Origin of the sequence: Polaribacter sp. P097 (assembly GCF_036864555.1) — a bacterium.
GTDB lineage: Bacteria > Bacteroidota > Bacteroidia > Flavobacteriales > Flavobacteriaceae > Polaribacter.
In genome coordinates, this window is the sequence record NZ_JAZETJ010000004.1 from 1 (window position 1) to 20226 (window position 20226).

Annotated in this window: 17 protein-coding genes and 1 tRNA gene; 6 read left to right on the plus strand and 12 right to left on the minus strand. The window is 31.4% G+C overall.

The features are described from left to right. From V7R38_RS12995 to V7R38_RS13010, 4 genes are all read right to left on the minus strand, one after another. On the minus strand, positions 1–3720 hold a 3720-nt coding region (locus tag V7R38_RS12995), incomplete at its 3' end, for a beta strand repeat-containing protein (protein ID WP_334059077.1). 300 nt (positions 3721–4020) lie between these two features. Then, entirely contained in the window at positions 4021–4581 is a 561-nt protein-coding gene (locus V7R38_RS13000; RefSeq protein WP_334059079.1) for a response regulator transcription factor, read from the minus strand. A gap of 149 nt (positions 4582–4730) precedes the next feature. Next, on the minus strand, positions 4731–5693 hold the full coding sequence (locus V7R38_RS13005) for an Lcl domain-containing protein (RefSeq protein WP_334059081.1): 963 nt from the start codon (positions 5691–5693) through the stop codon (positions 4731–4733). A gap of 1 nt (position 5694) precedes the next feature. Further along, positions 5695–6165: a T9SS type A sorting domain-containing protein gene (locus V7R38_RS13010; protein WP_334059083.1), complete on the minus strand. Its 471-nt coding sequence runs from the start codon at positions 6163–6165 to the stop codon at positions 5695–5697. A gap of 260 nt (positions 6166–6425) precedes the next feature. On the opposite strand from V7R38_RS13010, the gene V7R38_RS13015 reads away from it, so the two are divergent. After that, positions 6426–6498, plus strand: a tRNA-Gly gene (locus V7R38_RS13015). Between the two features lie 39 nt (positions 6499–6537). Here V7R38_RS13015 and V7R38_RS13020 read toward each other — a convergent pair. Continuing rightward, complete coding sequence (locus V7R38_RS13020) at positions 6538–7194, minus strand: rhomboid family intramembrane serine protease (RefSeq protein ID WP_334059085.1); 657 nt, start codon at positions 7192–7194, stop codon at positions 6538–6540. An 84-nt stretch (positions 7195–7278) separates the two neighbouring features. Here V7R38_RS13020 and V7R38_RS13025 point away from each other — a divergent pair, with 84 nt between their 5' ends. Both V7R38_RS13025 and V7R38_RS13030 read left to right on the plus strand, forming a co-directional pair. Further along, complete coding sequence (locus V7R38_RS13025; RefSeq protein ID WP_334059086.1) at positions 7279–8199, plus strand: lysophospholipid acyltransferase family protein; 921 nt, start codon at positions 7279–7281, stop codon at positions 8197–8199. A 35-nt stretch (positions 8200–8234) separates the two neighbouring features. Beyond that, positions 8235–9155, plus strand: coding sequence for a lysophospholipid acyltransferase family protein (locus tag V7R38_RS13030; protein WP_334059088.1), 921 nt, complete (start codon positions 8235–8237; stop codon positions 9153–9155). Here the strand turns inward: V7R38_RS13030 and V7R38_RS13035 are convergent. Genes V7R38_RS13035 through glmM form a run of 3 tightly spaced genes read right to left on the minus strand, consistent with a single transcriptional unit; the run spans position 9133 to position 12838 of the window. Continuing rightward, positions 9133–10599 carry an aminotransferase class V-fold PLP-dependent enzyme gene (locus V7R38_RS13035; RefSeq protein WP_334059090.1) on the minus strand — a complete coding sequence of 489 codons (1467 nt, stop codon included), beginning with the start codon at positions 10597–10599 and terminating at the stop codon, positions 9133–9135. The genes V7R38_RS13030 and V7R38_RS13035 overlap by 23 nt on opposite strands. A gap of 12 nt (positions 10600–10611) precedes the next feature. Further along, positions 10612–11406 carry a hypothetical protein gene (locus V7R38_RS13040; protein WP_334059092.1) on the minus strand — a complete coding sequence of 265 codons (795 nt, stop codon included), beginning with the start codon at positions 11404–11406 and terminating at the stop codon, positions 10612–10614. A gap of 40 nt (positions 11407–11446) precedes the next feature. Further along, positions 11447–12838, minus strand: coding sequence for a phosphoglucosamine mutase (gene glmM, locus V7R38_RS13045; RefSeq protein WP_334059093.1), 1392 nt, complete (start codon positions 12836–12838; stop codon positions 11447–11449). A 146-nt stretch (positions 12839–12984) separates the two neighbouring features. Here glmM and V7R38_RS13050 point away from each other — a divergent pair, with 146 nt between their 5' ends. Beyond that, entirely contained in the window at positions 12985–13764 is a 780-nt protein-coding gene (locus V7R38_RS13050; RefSeq protein WP_334059095.1) for a DUF6090 family protein, read from the plus strand. Positions 13765–13807: 43 nt separating this feature from the next. Here the strand turns inward: V7R38_RS13050 and V7R38_RS13055 are convergent, their stop codons facing one another. Together V7R38_RS13055 and rpsA are read right to left on the minus strand one after the other, a co-directional pair. Then, positions 13808–15136, minus strand: coding sequence for a M24 family metallopeptidase (locus V7R38_RS13055; protein ID WP_334059097.1), 1329 nt, complete (start codon positions 15134–15136; stop codon positions 13808–13810). A gap of 124 nt (positions 15137–15260) precedes the next feature. Then, positions 15261–17090, minus strand: a complete 1830-nt coding sequence (gene rpsA / locus V7R38_RS13060) for a 30S ribosomal protein S1 (protein ID WP_334059099.1) — start codon at positions 17088–17090, stop codon at positions 15261–15263. Positions 17091–17304: 214 nt separating this feature from the next. Here rpsA and V7R38_RS13065 point away from each other — a divergent pair, with 214 nt between their 5' ends. After that, positions 17305–17757 (plus strand): RidA family protein, encoded by a 453-nt coding sequence (locus V7R38_RS13065; RefSeq protein WP_334059101.1) that lies wholly within the window; start codon positions 17305–17307, stop codon positions 17755–17757. A gap of 3 nt (positions 17758–17760) precedes the next feature. After that, entirely contained in the window at positions 17761–18390 is a 630-nt protein-coding gene (locus V7R38_RS13070) for a 7-carboxy-7-deazaguanine synthase QueE (RefSeq protein WP_334059103.1), read from the plus strand. Positions 18391–18492: 102 nt separating this feature from the next. On the opposite strand, the gene cmk is transcribed toward V7R38_RS13070, so the two are convergent. Together cmk and porQ are read right to left on the minus strand one after the other, a co-directional pair. Continuing rightward, the gene (gene cmk / locus V7R38_RS13075) at positions 18493–19182 is read right to left on the minus strand and encodes a (d)CMP kinase (RefSeq protein WP_334059105.1); all 690 of its coding nucleotides are present in this window, start codon (positions 19180–19182) and stop codon (positions 18493–18495) included. After that, positions 19183–20205: a type IX secretion system protein PorQ gene (gene porQ, locus V7R38_RS13080; protein WP_334059107.1), complete on the minus strand. Its 1023-nt coding sequence runs from the start codon at positions 20203–20205 to the stop codon at positions 19183–19185. Positions 20206–20226 lie beyond the last annotated feature (21 nt).

A 20226-nucleotide genomic window follows, 5' to 3' on the forward strand; every position in this document is an offset into this window, starting at 1 on the left:
ATCATCATTTGCTGTTGGAACTTCTACTGGTGGAACTACAGTACCTACTGTAATTGTAACTGTTCCTTGATATTCATTAGAATCTACTGTTAAAGTGTAATCAAAAGTATCAACACCGTTAAAATTAGTTGGTGGTGTATAAAGAATTTTATCATCTGCTTGGTTGATACCTGCTGTACCACCATCATCTAAGGTTACAGTACCTACTCCTTCTGCACTATCACCAGTTAAGTGGTCTACACTAATAATCAATAAAGTACCTGAACCAAAGGTTCCAAAGTTATCATTTGCTAAAACATCAATTAAAATAGGTGTATTCGCTGGTGTAGTAACAATATCCTCTACAGCACCTTCTAAAGGAGCAGCTGGATTAACAGTTACTGTAACCACTGCTGTTGAAGCATCTCCTGTTGTATCTGTAATTGTATAACTAAAAGTATCTGTACCATCAAAACCTGCTGGTGCAGAATACTTAAATGTATCATCTGAAGTAGATAAAGTACCATTATCATCTACAGATATTAAACCTCCATTAGTACTAGCACCTGAATAAGTACCATTTACTAAAGTTAAACCATTGTCGATATAAAGATCAGAACCTTCAGAGTCATTACCTAATACTGGTATTACATTATCAACACTTTCATAATCTACAGTTGCTGAATCTGCTACTGCTGTTGGTGTTGTACTTCCATTAGAGCCTTCTACTACAGTAACTACAACTGTTGCTGTTGTTGCATCACCATCTAAATCTGTTATTGTATACATAAATGTATCTGTACCCGTAAAATCTGCTGGTGGTGTGTAATGAATTACATCATCAATTAAATTATTTGGTGTACTATTATCTTCAATACTAATTAAACCTCCATTTGGAGTAGCACTGCTTTTACTACCGTTTGTAAATGTTAAAGGATGAGTAGCATTTGCTTCATTACCTCCAAAATCATCATTAGCAAGAACAGCTATTATATTGTTTGAACTATTTTTATCTACTGTTGCTGTATCATCTACTGGTACAGGAACTATAGGACGAACTGTTATATTTACAGTTGTTGTAACTGTATCTCCATTTTCATCTTCTAAGGTATAAGTAAAACTATCTGGACCGTTATAAGTTGCTCTTGGTGAGTATACTATTAAATCATCTGATGGATCTGCAGTTCCTAAATCTTGTAATACTAATGTTCCATTTTGAGCACTCATTGCTCCAGAAATTGTAAAAGATTCAGCACCATCGTTTCCAAAACTATCTCCATCTAAAACATCGAAAACATGATTTTCTGTATCTTGATTAACAGTAAAACTTGCTGCATCTGTAGTTGGTGTATCATTAACAACCTGAGTTCTAGTAATAGATGCAGATTCATTACCTGATTTATCTACTACCTTATATACTATTGTATATGTACCCCATTGATTTACATCTAAATCACTAGACACTATAACAACATCATCGAAACAAACTTCACTGTAAGTTAATCCTTGCTCTACATAAGCAGTTCCTGTTCTGTGCACATAGTTTGGATTCACTAATGCCACATTAGCAGGAGCAGCATCGTCTATTACGTTTACATCTTTTGTTGAAGTTGCAGAATTACCAGCTTCATCTGTTACAGTTAATGTAACAGTTACTACTGTAGAAACCTGACCAGCAACAATATCTGAACAACTAAACGTTGATTGATCTAAAGCTAACGTTAAATTTGCTGCACTAGTATTATTATCTGATGATGCATCATTAACATCAGCTGCAGTTATACTGGTAGTTGAATTTAAATTTACATCTATTGTATTTGAAGTAACACCTACTGTTGGTGCTGTTGTATCTATAGTAACAGCTCCTGATCCTGATGAAACAGAACCAGCATTACCTGCACTATCTGAGAAATTTGAAATAGAATATGCTGTAACTCCTTCAAAATCTCCTACTTGAACTGTATATTTAGCTGTGTAATTATTACCTGAATTAGTAACTGTTGCTGATTGAGTAGCAATAGTTACTGTAGGTGTATTGATTGTTTCATTTGAAGTAAAAGTCAAGGTTATAACATCACCTGCTTTTGCTAAAGTGTTTGTTGCATTATCTGAAACCATTGCAATATTTGAAACTGAAGGGTCTGCTGTATCAATGGTTACTGCACCTGAACCTGATGAAGTAGAACCAGTGTTCCCTGAAGAATCTGAGATATTTGAAATTGAATATGCTGCTGCACCTTGAGCATCACCTACTAGTACTGTGTAAGTAGCCGTCCAACTATTACCTGAATTAGTTACTGCTGCTGATTGACCAGCAATAGTTACTGTAGGTGTACTAATTGTCTCACTTGAGGTAAATGTTAATGTGATTTCATCTCCTGTAGTTGCTAAAGTATTAGTAGCATTATCTGAAACCATTGCAATATTTGAAACTGAAGGACTAGCTGTATCTATACTAACAGCTCCTGTACCTGATGAAGCAGAGCCAGCGTTTCCTGTTGGATCTGATATATTTGAAATTGAATATGCTGCTGCACCTTGAGCATCACCCACTAGTACTGTGTAAGTAGCTGTCCAATTATTACCTGAATTAGTAACTGCTGCTGATTGACCAGCAATAGTTACTGTAGGTGTATTAATTGTCTCACTTGAGGTAAATGTTAATGTGATTTCATCTCCTGTAGTTGCTAGGGTAGTAGTAGCATTATCTGAAACCATTGCAATATTTGAAACTGAAGGACTAGCTGTATCTATACTGACAGCTCCTGTGCCTGATGAAGCAGAGCCAGCGTTTCCTGTTGGATCTGATATATTTGAAATTGAATATGCTGCTGCACCTTGAGCATCACCTACTAGTACTGTGTAAGTAGCTGTCCAATTATTACCTGAATTAGTAACTGCAGCTGATTGACCAGCAATAGTTACTGTAGGTGTATTAATTGTCTCACTTGATGTAAATGTTAATGTGATTTCATCTCCTGTAGTTGCCAAATTAGTAGTAGCATTATCTGAAACCATTGCAATATTTGAAACTGAAGGGTCTACTGTATCTATACTAACACCTCCTGTACCTGATGTAGTAGAACCAGTGTTTCCTGTTGGATCTGATATATTTGAAATTGAATATGCTGCTGCTCCTTGAGTATCTCCTGCTTGAACGAAATATGAAGCTGAATAATTATTACCTGCTTTTGTTACAGTTGCTGATTGCCCAGCAATAGTAACTGTAGGTGTATTAATTGTCTCACTTGATGTAAATGTCAATGTAATTTCAATTCCAGTTCTAGCTAAAGAAGTATTTACACCATTATCTGAAACCATTGCAATATTTGAAACTGAAGGGTTAGTTGTATCAATAGCTACTGCACCTGAACCACTTACGTCAACTCCAGGGTCTGAAGTTGAAATTGATGATATGTTTGAAATTGAATATGCTACTGCACCTTGAGCATCTCCTGCTTGTACTGTGTAAGTTGCTGTCCAAGAAGAACCAGAACCTCCAACCACAGCTGATTGCCCAGCGATTGTTACTGTTGGTGTGCTAATGTCTTCGTCCGACGTAAATGTTATCGTAATTTCATCCCCTGCTTTTGCTAATGTATTAGTAGCATTATCTGAAACCATAGAACCAAAAGTCACTGTTGGAACTCCAAAATCTCCAGAAGAAAGGGACCTGTTGCCAAAAGCTGAAAAGACAGCTAAAAAGCTAAATAGGGCTAGTAAAGTAGTTTTTTTAATCATAGTGTGTAATTTATACAGTTAGGGTTACTCAATATTAAAAATCAATAATTTGTTGATTTTTCAACTTTGAAGATTAGGGAGCCTTCTAACATAAAAGTGTGGTGGGATTACTTCTACGAATAATAAATTCTATAAAAAATATAGCATTTCACAATGCAATAGGAAGATTAGGGAGCCTTCACTGAAAAAGACGTAGTAGGGTGTCTTTTACGAATAACAAATATATACATTAATAGAAGTATTAAAAGTACTATAAATGATACTTTTGCATAATACTCTAATTCTTAACATTTTAATAACTCAAATTATACCAACTTGAGATACAAATTTCACCAATTCTGCAGTGTTATTACAGTTGGTTTTTTCAAGGATATTTCTTCGATATTTATCTACTGTGTGTTTACTAATAAATAAAGTTTCGCCAATTAATTTACTATTTAAACCTTCAGACATTTTTTTAATAATCTGTAGTTCTCTTTTATTTAAATCTATTTGATGGCTAATTTGAAAACGATGAATACATTCTTGCAACTCCTCTATTGAAATGGGTTTCAATAAATAATCGAAAGCAGCAACTTTTATAGCACTAATTGCATAATGTGCTTGCTCTGAATAAAACACAACTTTTGTATCTAAAAATTGCTTTTTAATCTCTTTAGCAATAGCAATACCTGACACACCTGTCATTTCAATTTCTGAAATTACTAAATCTGGCTGTGTTTCTTTAATAAACTCTAGAGCCAACTCAGCATCATTAAAAATACCCGTTATTTCTACTTTGCTTGATTTTTTTAATAAGTCTGTTGTTCTAATTAGGGAGGAATTAACATGGTCTATTAAGACTATTTTAATTTTTTTCATTGTTTTGGCTAGCAATTATGCATACGAAAATAACAAAAAAGAATTAAACTTAAAAAATAGATGTATATAATTAGGGATTAATCACCTAAAATATAATAAGATAGCAAAAATCCGAAGAAAATAGTCTTTACCTTTAATCAGATACAAATTTAAAATGACCTTATGGCTCTAACTGCATTTGGGAAAGTTTTAAAAATTGTAGACTCTTGTCCGTTAGCAAAATCTAAACCATAAGCACTGTTATCTGAATTTTCTGTAGATGTCCAATACACATCATTTATTAAGGCATCTCCACTATTAGCAGCTGCAGTTGTATTAATAGTAGATCTACTTTGGTAAATTAAATTCATTTCTAATCTGCTTGGCAAATACCAATCTCCATAAGTAACACCATCTTGTATAATTTGTAAATCATTACAAAGTCTTGCTGCAAAATTATCTCCATCATCACCAATTGCAATAAGCGAAGGAATTATTATTGCTGTATTTAACTTACCTGCATACAAACCATTTCCTTTTGCATGAGTGTTACCAAAAGTTCCTGCATGCCATCTCATAGCCGCACTTTGATTTACATTAGCCAATACCAAACCATGTTGCTCAGTATCATCAACCCAAAAAACAATTCCTCCTTGAACAAAGTCACCAATTTTGTAGGTTTTAATTTCTGTAACCTTTGGCTTGTTCGTTAAATCATCATAATTACCACTAAATACATTTTTAGCATAAAGTGCGTAAGGCACGCTTAAAAATTGACTTGTTCCAGAAATAGTATAATTTGTTCCACCATCAATATCTGTTTCAGTTTTAATGAAATATGAATCTGAACCCCAATCTATAGTAGCAAAAGAACCGTTAACAACAGATCCTGTACCTATTTCGAAAGTAACTAATCCGTTTGTATTGGTTGTTGGAGTGTGCGTTTCTGAATAAACGATAGTACCTGTTGTAGATGTTTTTATAATGCTAATTTTCATTCCAACAGTTTGTTCACTTACCAAGCTTCCATCTGCATTTCTTACAACTGCTTGATAACTCATTTTTTCTGGAGATTGTCCAAAAACAGAAAAACTAATACATGATAAGATTACGAAGGTTAAAATTCTTTTCATATTACTTTTTTATAACTTTAAATGTTTTTAATTCTTTATTTTGTTGATTTACTTTTAACAGATAAACTCCAGCAGCATAATCTTTCATCATTATGTTGGTACTTTTATCCTTAATTAATCCTTTAAGTAAAGTTCTACCTTTTATATCATACATAACATAACTTAGGTTTTGCAAATCGACATTTGATAGTTCTAATGTAATTTTATCTTTTGTAGGATTTGGATAGGTAAATGCATTTAGATTTAATTCTTTAAAATCTTTATTGCTTAAAACAAATACTTCTAAACTTTGCTGAATGCCTTGAGATACAGAACCATTGTTTCCAATATTCGTAGTATAAATGGTTTGACCCACTGTATAGGTTGCAGAACCATTACCTGTTGCAGTACCTCCTGATGATGAATTAGTTGTTTGCGAAAAAGTAGAAATTGAAAAACTTAAGATAAATAGTAGTAAGATCTTTTTTTTCATAATCAATTAATTAGAGATGTTTGGTCGCAAGCAATTTTGAGTTTGCAAAATAATAAATTGAAATTAAAGTAACTATCTTATTAATAATAGTTTTTAATCTTGCTATTTTAGATTTGTCAAGCCAATTTACAAATGCTATCAATTCAATATTAATTCATGTATTTGTTTGATATAAAAATAGATAGCAAAATCAATAAATTATTTCGCACATAATTATTGGAAAAGTAAAAAATGATACTATATTTGCAGCTCTTTACCACGCGAAAGTAGCTCAGTTGGTAGAGCGTCAGCCTTCCAAGCTGAATGTCGCCAGTTCGAACCTGGTCTTTCGCTCTAAAAGACTTTATTAGAAATAATAAAGTCTTTTTTTATTTACAGCCTTTTTAACTTATCACTAAAAACCAATAACAAAATAATTGGTATTGCTAATAGAATAACAAACATTCTATTAGTATTAAATAAAACTGGATTTAAAAGTAAGGTCAACGCAAATCCGCCAATTGCACCTCCTAAATGTGCAGCATGACCAACATTGCCAACTTGTTTTTTCATACCATAAATTGAATACAGCAAATACCCTACTCCAAAAATATAACCAGGAATTGGCACTGGAATAAAAAATAAATACAGACTCATACCTGGATAAAGTAATATTGAAGCGTATACAATACCTGACACAGCTCCAGAAGCACCTACTGCACTATAATAAGGTTCGTTTTTATGATATTGTAAGGTGTATAAACTCCCTGCAATCAAACTTCCAAAATAAATAATTAAAAAAGGTAATGTGCCTAAAAAATTTATAACGATGTTACCAAAAGCGTACAAGACATACATATTAAGAATAAGATGCATCCAATCTACATGAAGAAATCCTGAAGTAAGCATTCTTACTTTTTCATCGCCTTTTACCCTACTTACCTGAAATTTATATTTGTCTAAAAAAGCGTAATCTTCAAAACCTTTAATTGAAAATAAAACGTTAACAATTATAACAATTAAGACTACTGTATTTATACCTTCTAACATGTTGTAAAAATAGCAAAAATCCTATTGTAAAAAACGGTAAGTTTTTAATTAATATTTATCATATTTGTAGATGAAATTAATAATATGCAATATTTATTTTTTCTGATAATTTATCCGATAATTTGGATAATCTCCAAACTACCAATGCAAATTTTACATGGAATTTCTACTGTAATTTATGTATTTATTTTTCACATTTTTGGCTACAGAAAACAAGTAGTTTTAGCGAATTTAAAACTGGCTTTTCCAGATAAAAACACGGATGAAATACTACGAATTAGAAAGGCTTTTTTTAAACATTTTTCAGACCTATTTGTAGAAACGATTAAGGCCATTTCAATATCAGAAAAAGAGATTTTAAAACGTTATAAATATACGAATCCAGAACTCGTAAACAAATACTTAAATCAAAATAGAAGCATTGCTTTAGTTAGTGCTCATCAAGCCAATTGGGAATGGTCTGTAAATTCACCTTTAGTTTTAAATACCAATGTTAAAGGGGCTTATACAAGAATTGGAAATCGATTTTTTGACAAAACTGTAAAAGGTTCTAGAGAACGTTTTGGCTTTATTTGTTATGAATCTTCTAAAACTGTACAAGCTATTTACAGCGATTTTAAAAATAAAATTCAAGGTGCGTATTTACTAATTAGCGATCAATCTCCTCAAGTAGAACACGCCCTTTATTGGAAAGATTTTTTTGGTGTAAAAGTACCCTTTCATGTTGGTGCAGAAACGCTATCAAAAAAGTTTGATTTAGTGGTAATTAATTGTGCTACAAAAAGGGTAAAAAGAGGATTTTATGAAACGACTTTTGAATTAATTGCTGAACATCCAAAAGAGTTTGAAAACTACCAAATAACAGATAAATACATAGCTCTCACAGAAAAATTAGTAAGAGAACAGCCTGAATTTTACTTGTGGTCTCACAAACGCTTTAAGCACAGAAACAAGTATAAATTGTGGGAGAAAAACAAAAAAGCAAAACTGAAAAATAAGTTGTAAAATAAACACGATATTTGCGCTAAATTATACAACTTATGAATGTTATAATATTCTATTTAACCTACCCTTTGCTTTGGTTATTTTCAAGATTGCCAATGGCAATTTTATATGTAATATCAGACTTTTTTTATGCAATATTATACTATTTAATTGGCTATAGAAAACAGGTAATCTTACAAAATTTATCTTACGCTTTTCCTGATAAAACAGATGAAGAAAAAGCTGAGATCGCTAAGAATTTTTACAGACATTTTACAGACATTATTGTTGAGAGTATCAAAGGTTTTTCCATCTCTGAAAAAGAGATTTTAAAACGATACACCTACAAAAACCCAGAGTTAGTAAACAAGTACATTAAAGAAGGTAGAAGCATTGCTTTAGTAGGTGCTCATTTAGCAAATTGGGAATGGTCTATAAGTTTACCTCTGGTTATAGATACTAAAATTTTTGGAGCTTATAACAAGCTTAGAAATGAAACATTTGAAACTACATTAAAGGAAAATAGAGAGAAATTTGGTGTAAAAGGAGAAACAACTGCCAATTTTATGAAACTTATGAAATCTAATTTTGAGAATAAGGTTCAAGGTGCATATATTTTATTAAGTGATCAAAGTCCTCATGTAGTAAAAACCTTCTATTGGTATGAGTTTTTTGATGTAAAAGTACCTGTGCACACAGGTGCAGAAATGCTTGCCAAAAAGTACAATTTAGCCGTGATAAATTACAAGGCTAAAAAGGTTAAAAGAGGTTATTATGAAACTGAATTTGAGTTAATTGCAGAACATCCTACTGAATTTGAAAATTATAAAATTACAGAAAAGTTTTTAGCTATTACCGAGAAAAACGTTAAAGAACAGCCAGAAAATTATTTATGGTCTCACAAAAGGTTTAAGCACAAAGACAGGTTTAACGAATGGCAAGAAATGCAAGAATCTAAACAGAAAACCAAGAGCTAACTAACTCTTTTTCTATAGGTGCAATTGTTTTGTGAACGTAATCATTTTTAATTGCATCATATTTGTAGTCTTTTGCCCAACCTTCTATATTTTTAGACAATTCTTTAAGAGACTTACAAACAAACTCTAACTCTTTATTTGTAATAGTTGGATGTAAAGACAAACGAACCCAACCCGGTTTTTCTGTACTACAACCTTCTAAGATTTGACTCTTAATTTTGTTAGAAGTTTCTTGGTTTACATTCAATAAAAAATGCCCATAAGTTCCTGCACAAGAGCATCCACCTCTGGTTTGTATACCAAACCTATCATTCAATAACTTTACAACTAAGTTAAAATGATATTTTTCAAAGTAAAAAGAAAAAATACTAAGTCTTTTTTTATGCTCAGGAGCTAATATTTTAACACCTTCTAGTTGTTCTAGAGTGTCAAAAATAATGGCATTAATTTCATCTTCCCTTTCTTTTATTTTATCTGTCCCCATTTTTTCTTTCAACTGAATAGAAAGAGCGATTCTAATAGTTTGAAGAAAACCTGGGGTTCCACCATCTTCTCTGGTTTCAACATCATCAAAATAATCATGCTGACCCCAAGGGTTTGTATAACTTACAGTACCACCTCCTGGATTATCAGGAACCGTATTTTTGTATAATTTCTTGTTGAAAATTAAAACTCCTGCACTTCCTGGACCTCCTAAAAATTTATGAGGAGAAAAGAAGATTGCATCTAAATATTCATCTTCATTTTCAGGGTGCATATCAATAGCAACGTAAGGTGCACAGCAAGCAAAATCTACAAAACATAGACCATTGTAACTATGAATTAGCTTCGCTACTTTATGGTAGTTTGTTTTAATGCCTGTAACATTAGAGCATGAAGTTATTGAGGCTATTTTAATGGCTTTATGCTCGTACTTTTTAATACTTTTCTCAAACTCTTTTAAGCACAGTAAACCATGTTCATCACAAGGCACAACTTCTACATCTGCTATGGTTTCTAACCAAGATGTTTGGTTAGAATGATGCTCCATATGAGATACAAATACTACTGGCCTTATGTCTTCAGGAACTGTGGTATGGTCTTTTAAATGTTCTGCTACTTTTAAGCCTAAAATTCTTTGAAATTTATTTACAACGCCTGTCATTCCTGAACCTGTTGTAATTAAAACATCATCATCATTTGCATTTACATGCCTTTTGATAATTTTTCTTGCTTCATGGTAGGCCAAGGTCATAGCTGCTCCTGAAGTAGAAGTTTCTGTATGCGTATTTGCCACAAAAGGACCAAAATCATTAGTTAGTTTATTTTCTATAGGCCTATACAATCTGCCACTTGCAGTCCAATCACAATACACCAAATTTTGTTTACCATAAGGAGATGTAAATGTTTGATCTATACCAACTATATGTTTTCTAAATTGCGAAAAATACTGCTCTAAACTCATAATAATATTTATTTAAAAGAGACTAAATCTAGCTCCAAATACCAAAGTTTTTTCAAAAAAAGTAAAGTTTTGAGATGCTGTATCAGAAGGATCTTGAGTGGTTCTAATATTAGACATATCTATGTAACCAAATTTTAAATCTGTCTGAACAAAGAAATGTTTTAAGAATGTTAAATTTAAACCAGCTCCAACAGAAACTCCCCATCCTGAAACATTAAACTCATCATTTGCTGTTTGATTAAATAAGGTAACATCTGTTCTTGGATACAAAAAACCAGCACCTATACCTTCTGTAATATTTAACTGTAAGTTTTCATCATTTAAACCAATTAAATGACCAATTTCATCAAACCTTTTTACTTCTAGATTTACATAGTTCAAACCATCTGTGTGCTCCATTAGCAAGAACTCATTAATCAAATCTATATCGTCATTACTATAATTTCCATCAAAAGGTGTACCTGCATTTATCTCTCCATTTATCTTTACAGTTTGATAGCTTTGCACAACATATTTCATATGATCTACTCCAACTGAAACTGTATAATGATCATTTAAAAAATATCCAATTCTAAAATTAGTTTGTGGAATTGTAATATTATCCAATTTAAAATAATCCTTAAAAGAAAAGTCTGTAGGCCTATCTTTTGCAACAACATCTTGCAAAGTAAAATCGTAATTGTTTCCTTTAAAAGAAATATCAGAATTAGAATAAGTAGCCCTATTCCAACCCCAATACAAGAATATTTTACCCTTGTTTGATACTTTTGTTTTCTTCTTTTTTTGAGCCGAAATTGAAATCGACATTAAAAAAACTAACAATAAAAGCGTTTTTGTTTTCAAAATATTAGGCAATTATTTCTTTAATTTCTGCTATAAATCTTTGTGCTAAAGCATCTGCAGCTTCTTGTGACTTTGCTTCTGTATAAATTCTAATAATTGGCTCAGTATTCGATTTTCTTAAGTGAATCCATTCTTCTGCAAAATCGATTTTAACACCATCTATTGTGTTTACATCTTCGTTTGCATATTTTGTAGCCATGGTTTCTAAAATAGCATCAACATCTATTGCAGGTGTTAATTGTATTTTATTTTTGCTCATAAAATAACTTGGATATGAATCTCTTAAGGTTTTACAAGATACTTTTTGATGTGCCAAATGAGATAAAAATAAAGCAACACCAACTAGAGAATCTCGTCCATAATGAGAATCTGGATAAATAATTCCTCCATTTCCTTCTCCTCCAATTACTGTATTGGTTTCTTTCATTTTAATTACAACATTTACTTCTCCAACTGCTGAAGCTGTGTAAGTACCTCCATGTTTTTCAGTCACATCTCTTAACGCTCTAGAAGATGACAAGTTAGATACAGTATTACCACCATTTAATCTGCCTAAAACGTAATCTGCACATGCCACTAAAGTATATTCTTCACCAAACATAGAACCGTCTTCAGAAACAATTGCCAATCTATCTACATCAGGATCTACAACTATACCAAAGTCGGCATTTTCTTTAACTACCAACTCAGAAATATCTGTTAAGTGTTCTTTTAAAGGTTCTGGATTGTGAGGAAATTGACCATTTGGTATACAATATAATTCTACACACTCTACATTTAATTCTTTTAATAATGCAGGTATAAATAAACCTCCTGTAGAATTTACACCATCTACAACTACTTTAAAGTTAGCCTTTTTTATTGCATCAACATCTACTAATTCTAAGTTTAAAACTTCTTGAATATGTTTTTGTAAGTATGTATTGTTTTTAGTGTACGATCCTAAATCATCAACTTCTGCAAATTCAAAATCTTCACTTTCTGCTAAAGCTAAAATTTGCTCTCCATCTTCACCATTTAAGAATTCACCTTTTTCGTTCAATAACTTAAGCGCATTCCATTGTTTGGGATTGTGAGAAGCCGTTAAAATTATACCTCCATCAGCTTTTTCTAAAGGAACAGCCACTTCTACTGTAGGTGTAGTAGATAAACCTAAATCTATAACATTTATACCTAAACCTACTAGTGTATTTGCCACTAAACTAGAAATCATTTTACCAGAAATACGAGCATCTCTACCAATAACAATCGTTAATTTTTCTTTACTTGGAATTCTTTTTTTGATAAAGGCTCCATAAGCTGAAGCAAATTTTACTGCATCTATAGGGGTTAAATTATCTGCTGTTTTACCCCCAATTGTACCTCTAATTCCTGATATTGATTTTATAAGTGTCATTCTCTTTTTTTAGTGACACAAATATAAATTATTTAAGGTGATTTTTCTTTGATTTTAACTACTGAATAAAGTTTTATGTAAAAACCATTTAACAAATTAACTAACAATTAATTACATTTACATATTTAATAAATCAACCTAAATTAATGCTACATTTATTTAAACGAATTCGTCGTAAACTACTCGTAGAAAAAAGGCTAAGCAATTATATTTTTTATGCAATAGGTGAAGTGCTATTGGTTGTTATTGGTATTTTATTAGCCATACAGTTTAGTAATTTAAACCTAAAAAAAACTGAAATAGAAAAAGAAATCTGGTATTTAGATAATATTGCTAATGACATGTTTAATCAGAAAGATGGGCTTCTAAATTTGAAAGACTATTATACTGAAACCTTAGGTATTGCTAAAGATCTTTTACTAGACTTTAAAGAAAACATGAGCTATTCAAAAATAGATAGTTTATCTTTTAAACTTAACCAATTAATGGGTTCTGATACTTACCCAAATATAGATAATACGTATAGAGAGTTATTATCTTCAGGTCAGGTTTCTTTAATAGAAAATGATAGTTTGGTTCTAAATATTATCGATTTTTATTTGTTTACAGATGAACTCGAAAACATTTATAAAGTCAATCAAAGTCAAGTTTTTTATGGTGAAGTATACAGTACTTTAAACAAATATTCTGAAATAGATATATCCCATTTCGTGGAGGAAGAAAATCTACTTTTTGAAGATAAGGAAGCACAAAAATATATACTATCAGAATTGGAAAAACCAGACAACAGATTAGCCTTAACAAATGCAATAAAAACCAAGATTCTTGTTATCTCTGATTACCTTTTAAATGTAAACGAATCTCTTAATCTAGTAGACAAGATGATTAACGAGATTGATGATGAAATAGAACTTCTGAAAGAATAAAACAGTTTGGGATAGTTAATTCTTAAACAAAATTGAACTTAATTTATTTATTTGATATTAAGATTAATTCTTCTTGAGGTTTGGTTAAATACCTAGCACCATTTTTGGTAACAACTGCCATTTCTTCTACAGAAATAGTTTTCTTTTTTCCATCTGCAAGTTTCCAAGCATGAAACCCATCAAAGGCAAAGGTCATTCCTTCTTTTAATTCCTTTTGTGCTGCTGGTCTCACATGAGATGCTTGTGAACCTCCTAAATTAGGTCCTACATCATGAGCCACATATCCTACAGGATGACCTGTAGACCACATTACATATTCACTTTTAGCTTTTTCCATTAAAACTCTTTGAGCTCTATCTACATCTATACCTTTTACACCCGGTTTCATAGCTGCTAAAGCTGCTCTGCTACCTGCCTTTCCACTTTCCCAATAATACTGAATATCTTTTGGAGCTTTAGTTTCCCCCTCTTTAAGTACATAAGCAAATCGTTGAATATCTGAAACCCATCTATCATACAATTTAATTCCGAAATCAATTTGAATTACATCTCCAGGCATAATTACTTTATCTGTGGCATGAGAATGACCTCTGTCTGCACCCGAATTTACATTTGGATTTTGTGCTGGTGCCCAACCATCTTTAACACCATATTCTGCCATTTTTTGTTTTAAAAAAGCTGCAATATCTGCATCTGTTGATTTACCTGGAACAACTTGTTTATAAGCTTCTATTTGAAATTGAGCTGTAAGTTCTGCAGCTTTAGTAAGAATTTCTACTTCTTCGGGTAGTTTTAAAGAAAGCCAATTATACACTACTTCAGTAGAAGAAACTAATTTATTAGATTCTTCACCTAAGTGATTTTCTAACGCCAATCTTTGAGTATAAGTTAAACCATCTGCTGTAGAATTAGTAGTAGACGAGTTAATTGCTATTTTAGAAAAATTTTGTTTTTTGATAAAATTTGAGGCTTGTTCTATGGCAGATATACCTCTATCTACTGGTATTACTTTATCATGAATATTTAAATCATCTAAAGCTGTAGCCTCACCTGAAGGAGAAAATACTATGGAATGAAAACCTTTATCATCATTATAAAACAAAAACATTGCAGTTCCTCCTGCGTTTTCACCTCCAACATGATCTGCTAAAGGGTCATTATTATTTTCTCTACATATCACCAACCATGCATTTACATTTGCCTGCTTTAACGCACTTGGCAGTAATTCTGCAATTCGTTTTTTACGAATTTCTGGCCAAGGATTCTTTCCCCAATAAGTAAGAGGATTTATCTTTTGCTCAATTTTCTCTTTTGGTGAACATTGAAGCAATATCATTGAAAGCGCTCCTAAAAGTATCAGTTTAATTTTCATAACATCTAAGTATATATTCAAATATAATAAATACTATGTTCTGTAAATAAATTTAGAGAAATAAAAAAAACCGTAGCAAAATTGCTACGGTTTTTAATACTTATAAATATTAGCTAACTAAAAATTATTTCTTTTTAGCCTTAGCTTCCATTTGTGCTTTTAAGTCTGCAAGACCTCCAATATCACCTAAAGTAGTCTTTTCTGCATCTGCAGATTTCTTAGCAGCAGCTTTAATATTCTTACGCTCTTGTTCTTTGAATAAAGAAGTATGAGATACAACTACTCTTCTGTATTCTTTAGAGAATTCCATAACAATAAATTGTACAGTATCTCCTTTTTCTAATTTAGAACCATCTTCTTTCTCTAAGAATCTAGTAGGAGCAAAACCTTCAACACCATCAGCAAAACTTACTGTAGCACCTTTATCGTTTTTCTCTTTAATAGTTCCTTCGTGAGTAGAACCGATTGCGTATGTAGCTTCATGAGCATCCCAAGGATTATCTTGAGTTTGCTTATGACCTAAGTTTAATTTTCTGTTCTCAACATCTAATTCTAATACTTGAACATCTAATTTTTGACCTACAGTTACAAAGTCTGATGGGTGCTTAATTTTCTTAGTCCAAGATAAATCAGAAATATAAACTAAACCATCAATACCTTCTTCTAACTCAACAAAAACACCAAAGTTTGTGTAATTTCTTACAGTACCTGTATGTGTTGAACCAACAGGATATTTAGTGGTAATGTCTGTCCAAGGATCTGGATGTAATTGTTTAATACCTAAAGACATTTTACGGTCTTCTCTATCTAAAGTTAAAACTTGCGCTTCTACTTTATCACCAACTTTTACGAAATCTTGTGCAGAACGTAAGTGAGTTGACCAAGACATTTCAGAAACGTGAATTAATCCCTCTACTCCTTGCTCTACTTCTACGAATGCTCCATAATCAGCTAAAACAACAACTTCTCCAGTAACTTTATCACCTACTTTTAAAGAATCATCTAAAGCTTCCCAAGGATGTGCAGTTAATTGTTTTAAACCTAATTGAATTCTAGATTTGTTATCATCAAAGTCTAAAATTACAACGTTTAATTTTTGATCTAACTCAACAACCTCATTTGGATGATTGATTCTAGACCAAGATAAATCTGTAATATGTACTAAACCATCTACACCACCTAAATCTACGAACACTCCATAAGAAGTAATGTTTTTAACAACACCTTCTAATACTTGTCCTTTCTCTAACTGACCAATAATTTCTTTTTTCTGTAATTCAATATCAGCTTCAATAAGTGCTTTATGAGATACGACAACGTTTTTAAATTCGTGGTTGATTTTTACAACTTTGAATTCCATTGTTTTCTCTACATACTGATCGTAATCTCTAATTGGTTTAACATCAATTTGAGATCCAGGTAAGAATGCTTCGATTCCAAAAACATCTACAATCATACCACCTCTAGTTCTACACTTAACAAAACCGTTAACTACTTCACCTGTTTCATGAGCATTGTTTACTCTTTCCCAAGCTTTAATTACTCTCGCTTTTTTGTGAGATAATACTAACTGACCAGAAGAGTCTTCTCTCTTATCAACTAATACTTCTACTGTATCTCCTTCTGCTAAATTTTGGTTGTAACGAAATTCGTTTAACGAAATTACACCTTCAGATTTAGAGTTAATGTCTATAATTGCGTCTCTATCTGTAATTCTTACTACAGTTCCTTCAATTACATCACTTTCATTAACAAAACCAATAGTACCTTTTAAAGCTTCTTCGAATTCTTTTAATTTTTCTTCATCAACAGCTTCAATACCTTGTTCGTATTTGTGCCAGTTAAAGTCAGCTAAAAATTGTTTTGGATCTTGTTTTTCCTCTACAACAGGAGTTGCTGCGTTTTGTACATCAGAAGCTACTTGCTCTTCAGTATTTTTTGTTTCTTCAGACATGTGTCTAAAATAATTTGTATCTTATTGTTTTTCAGATTTTTAACGATAAAAACAGCAAGAGCTATTTATATAAATTGTTTTAACTAATTCCTTTTTTAAATCTGTTCTCGTAAAAAGGAGTGCAAATTTACAAAATTAGATTGATAATTAACTATTTCTGAATAAAAAATATAATACAAAATGTGATTATATTTGTACTGAAAATCAAATCCTTATGAACATAAAATCAACATTTCTAGTTTTATGCTGTTTAACATCAATTTTGTCTTGTAAAAATAGCAATACTACCATTGTTAAGCATCATAAATCTCATGAAGAAAGCAGAAAAAATGTTCCTTTTTCTGATGTTGTGCAAGTTAACAATTTGTACTTTTTAACAGGGCAAATTGGTAAGGATCATAAAAATGGTAAAATTGTAGAAGGTGGTATAGAAGTTGAAACCAAACAAGCCCTTGAAAATATTAAAGCAGTTTTAAATTATCATAATTTGGAAATGGAAGATGTGGTAAAGTGTACTGTTATTCTGGCTGATATCAATGATTTTTCTAAAATGAATATAATTTATCGTTCTTTTTTCAAGGAAAATCTACCTGCAAGAACTACATTTGCAGCCAATTTAGTTGCAGGTGCAAAAATTGAAATTGAAGTGGTTGCTGCAAGAAAGTAGATGATGGATAAAAAGACAAAAGATTTAGTAGATAAAGGCATAATGCTTCCTTTAATGGAAGAGTTTTATACCATTCAAGGAGAAGGTTCTCATACAGGAACTGCTGCTTACTTTATACGAGTTGGTGGTTGTGATGTTGGGTGCCATTGGTGTGATGTGAAAGAAAGTTGGAATGCAGATTTACACCCACCAACCATGGCTGATTCAATAATAGAAAATGTAAAAAAATACACAGATACTGTTGTTATTACTGGTGGTGAGCCTTTAATTTGGTCTATGGATTATATTACTGAATTGCTACAAAAAAATAATATTAAAACTCATATTGAAACTTCAGGAGCGTATTCTTTCTCTGGAAAATGGGATTGGTTTTGTCTTTCTCCCAAAAAAACTAAATTACCTTTAACCGAAAATTACAGAGAAGCAGATGAGTTAAAAATGATAATTCATAATAAGTCAGATTTTGATTTTGCAGAAGAACAAGCAGCTAAAGTTGGCAAAAAATGTCAATTATTTTTACAACCTGAATGGAGCAAAAAAGAGAAAATGACAGAACTAATTGTAGATTATGTAATGAAAAATCCAAAATGGAAAGTTTCTTTACAAACTCATAAATACTTAAATATTCCTTAATTTTATCCGTAGCAATTTCCTGCTTTACACTTAATCTTTTTTGTAAAAACAAAAAGGGATATCGTTTCAATCAGGGCTAAACAAACTTATTTACTCTTAGTGTTAAGCTAGTTTATTGTCTATTAAAGTACAAATTCTTTCAAATTGTTCATTAATGCCCATATCTGAATTATCAAATTCAATAGCATCATCTGCCTTCATTAATGGTGAATCTTCTCTTGTAGAATCAATTCTATCTCGTTCTTGAACATTAAAAAGTATATCTTCATATAGAACTTTATCTCCTCTATCAATCAATTCTTTATAACGCCTTGTAGCTCTTTTATCTGCAGAAGCTGTCATAAATAATTTAAGATCGGCATCAGGAAAAACAACTGTACCTATATCTCGACCATCCATAACTACTCCACCATTTTTACCCATTTCTTGCTGTTCAGCTACTAATTTTTTTCTTACTTCAGAAATTGCAGCCACCTTACTTACTAATTGAGAAACTTCAAGAGTTCTGATTTCTTTTTCAACATTTTTATCATTCAAAAATACTTCAGCAAAACCTAAAGCTTCATTGAACTTAAAAGTAATTGTTATATTTTCTAAACTCGCTATTAAACCTTCTTTATCAATAGAATTTTGATTAACAAAATCATTATTTTTAGCGTACAAACTAACAGCTCTGTACATAGCTCCAGTATCTACATAAACATAATTATATTTTTTTGCAATTAATTTAGCAATGGTACTTTTACCTGTAGATGAAAAGCCATCTATAGCAATTGTAATTTTTTCTGTCATCTATCTTTGATCTAAATCAATTTGTAAACTAAAGGTACTCGAATTTGAAGCTGAGTGGTATTTAGAATACGCATAATTAAATTTAAATTTATTCATTTTTATTCCAAATCCAAATGATATTCCACCAAAAGTTCTTACTTCTTGTAATTTTAATTCTGCTGCTCTTCTAAAATTATAACCAGCTCGTATATTTATGCCACTTTCAGGAAAAAGCTCTGCACCAAGAACAAAATGCCTTAATGCATTATTTAAAAAACTAATATCTTCATTAGTTGTATTACCTTCGAGGTCTGTAGTTTGCTCAGAAGGATTAGGAACAGAAATGTCCCACTTTTGTAAATTATCAATGGTTAAATACCATTTTAAAGGAACATAATTTAACTTATAAGATGCTCCTAAAGCCACCTTAAAAGGTAGTTTTTCTCTGGTTCCGTTAAATGTTTTAATTTGTGTTCCAAAATTTCGAGCAACCAGTGTAAATGTGTAATTCTTATATGGACTATAATAGAATACACCAACATCACCTGCTATACCAACAGAACTAAAACTATCAATATTCGAATTTATAAATTTAAGATTAGTTCCAAAATATAAATTTGTCCAAGGTAAATTGAGAGAATATCCTAAGGATACAGAAATATCATTAGCACCAAACTCCCCTGTCTCATTCCCTTCCTCATCAGCCCCAATAATTGAACCATAATCTAAATAATTAATGCTTCCATGAATAGTACCAAATCGTCTCGAAATTAATCTTGCATAAGAGATTGATCCTATATTAATATCAGATAAATAACTTGAATAATTTAGGGCTAATTTGCCATCCATTTCATCATTAATAACTGCAGGGTTCCAAGAAGCCTGATTTACATCATTATATAAATTTAAAACTTCACCTCCTAAAGCAATTTGTCTGGCAGAAGATGATAAATTTAAAAATTGATAAACACCATTACCTCCTGCTTGAGAATAACAGGTTAAAAAGAAAAAGAAACACAAACAGTTTAAAATAAAACCTTTCATTAACTAATCTAATAAGTATTT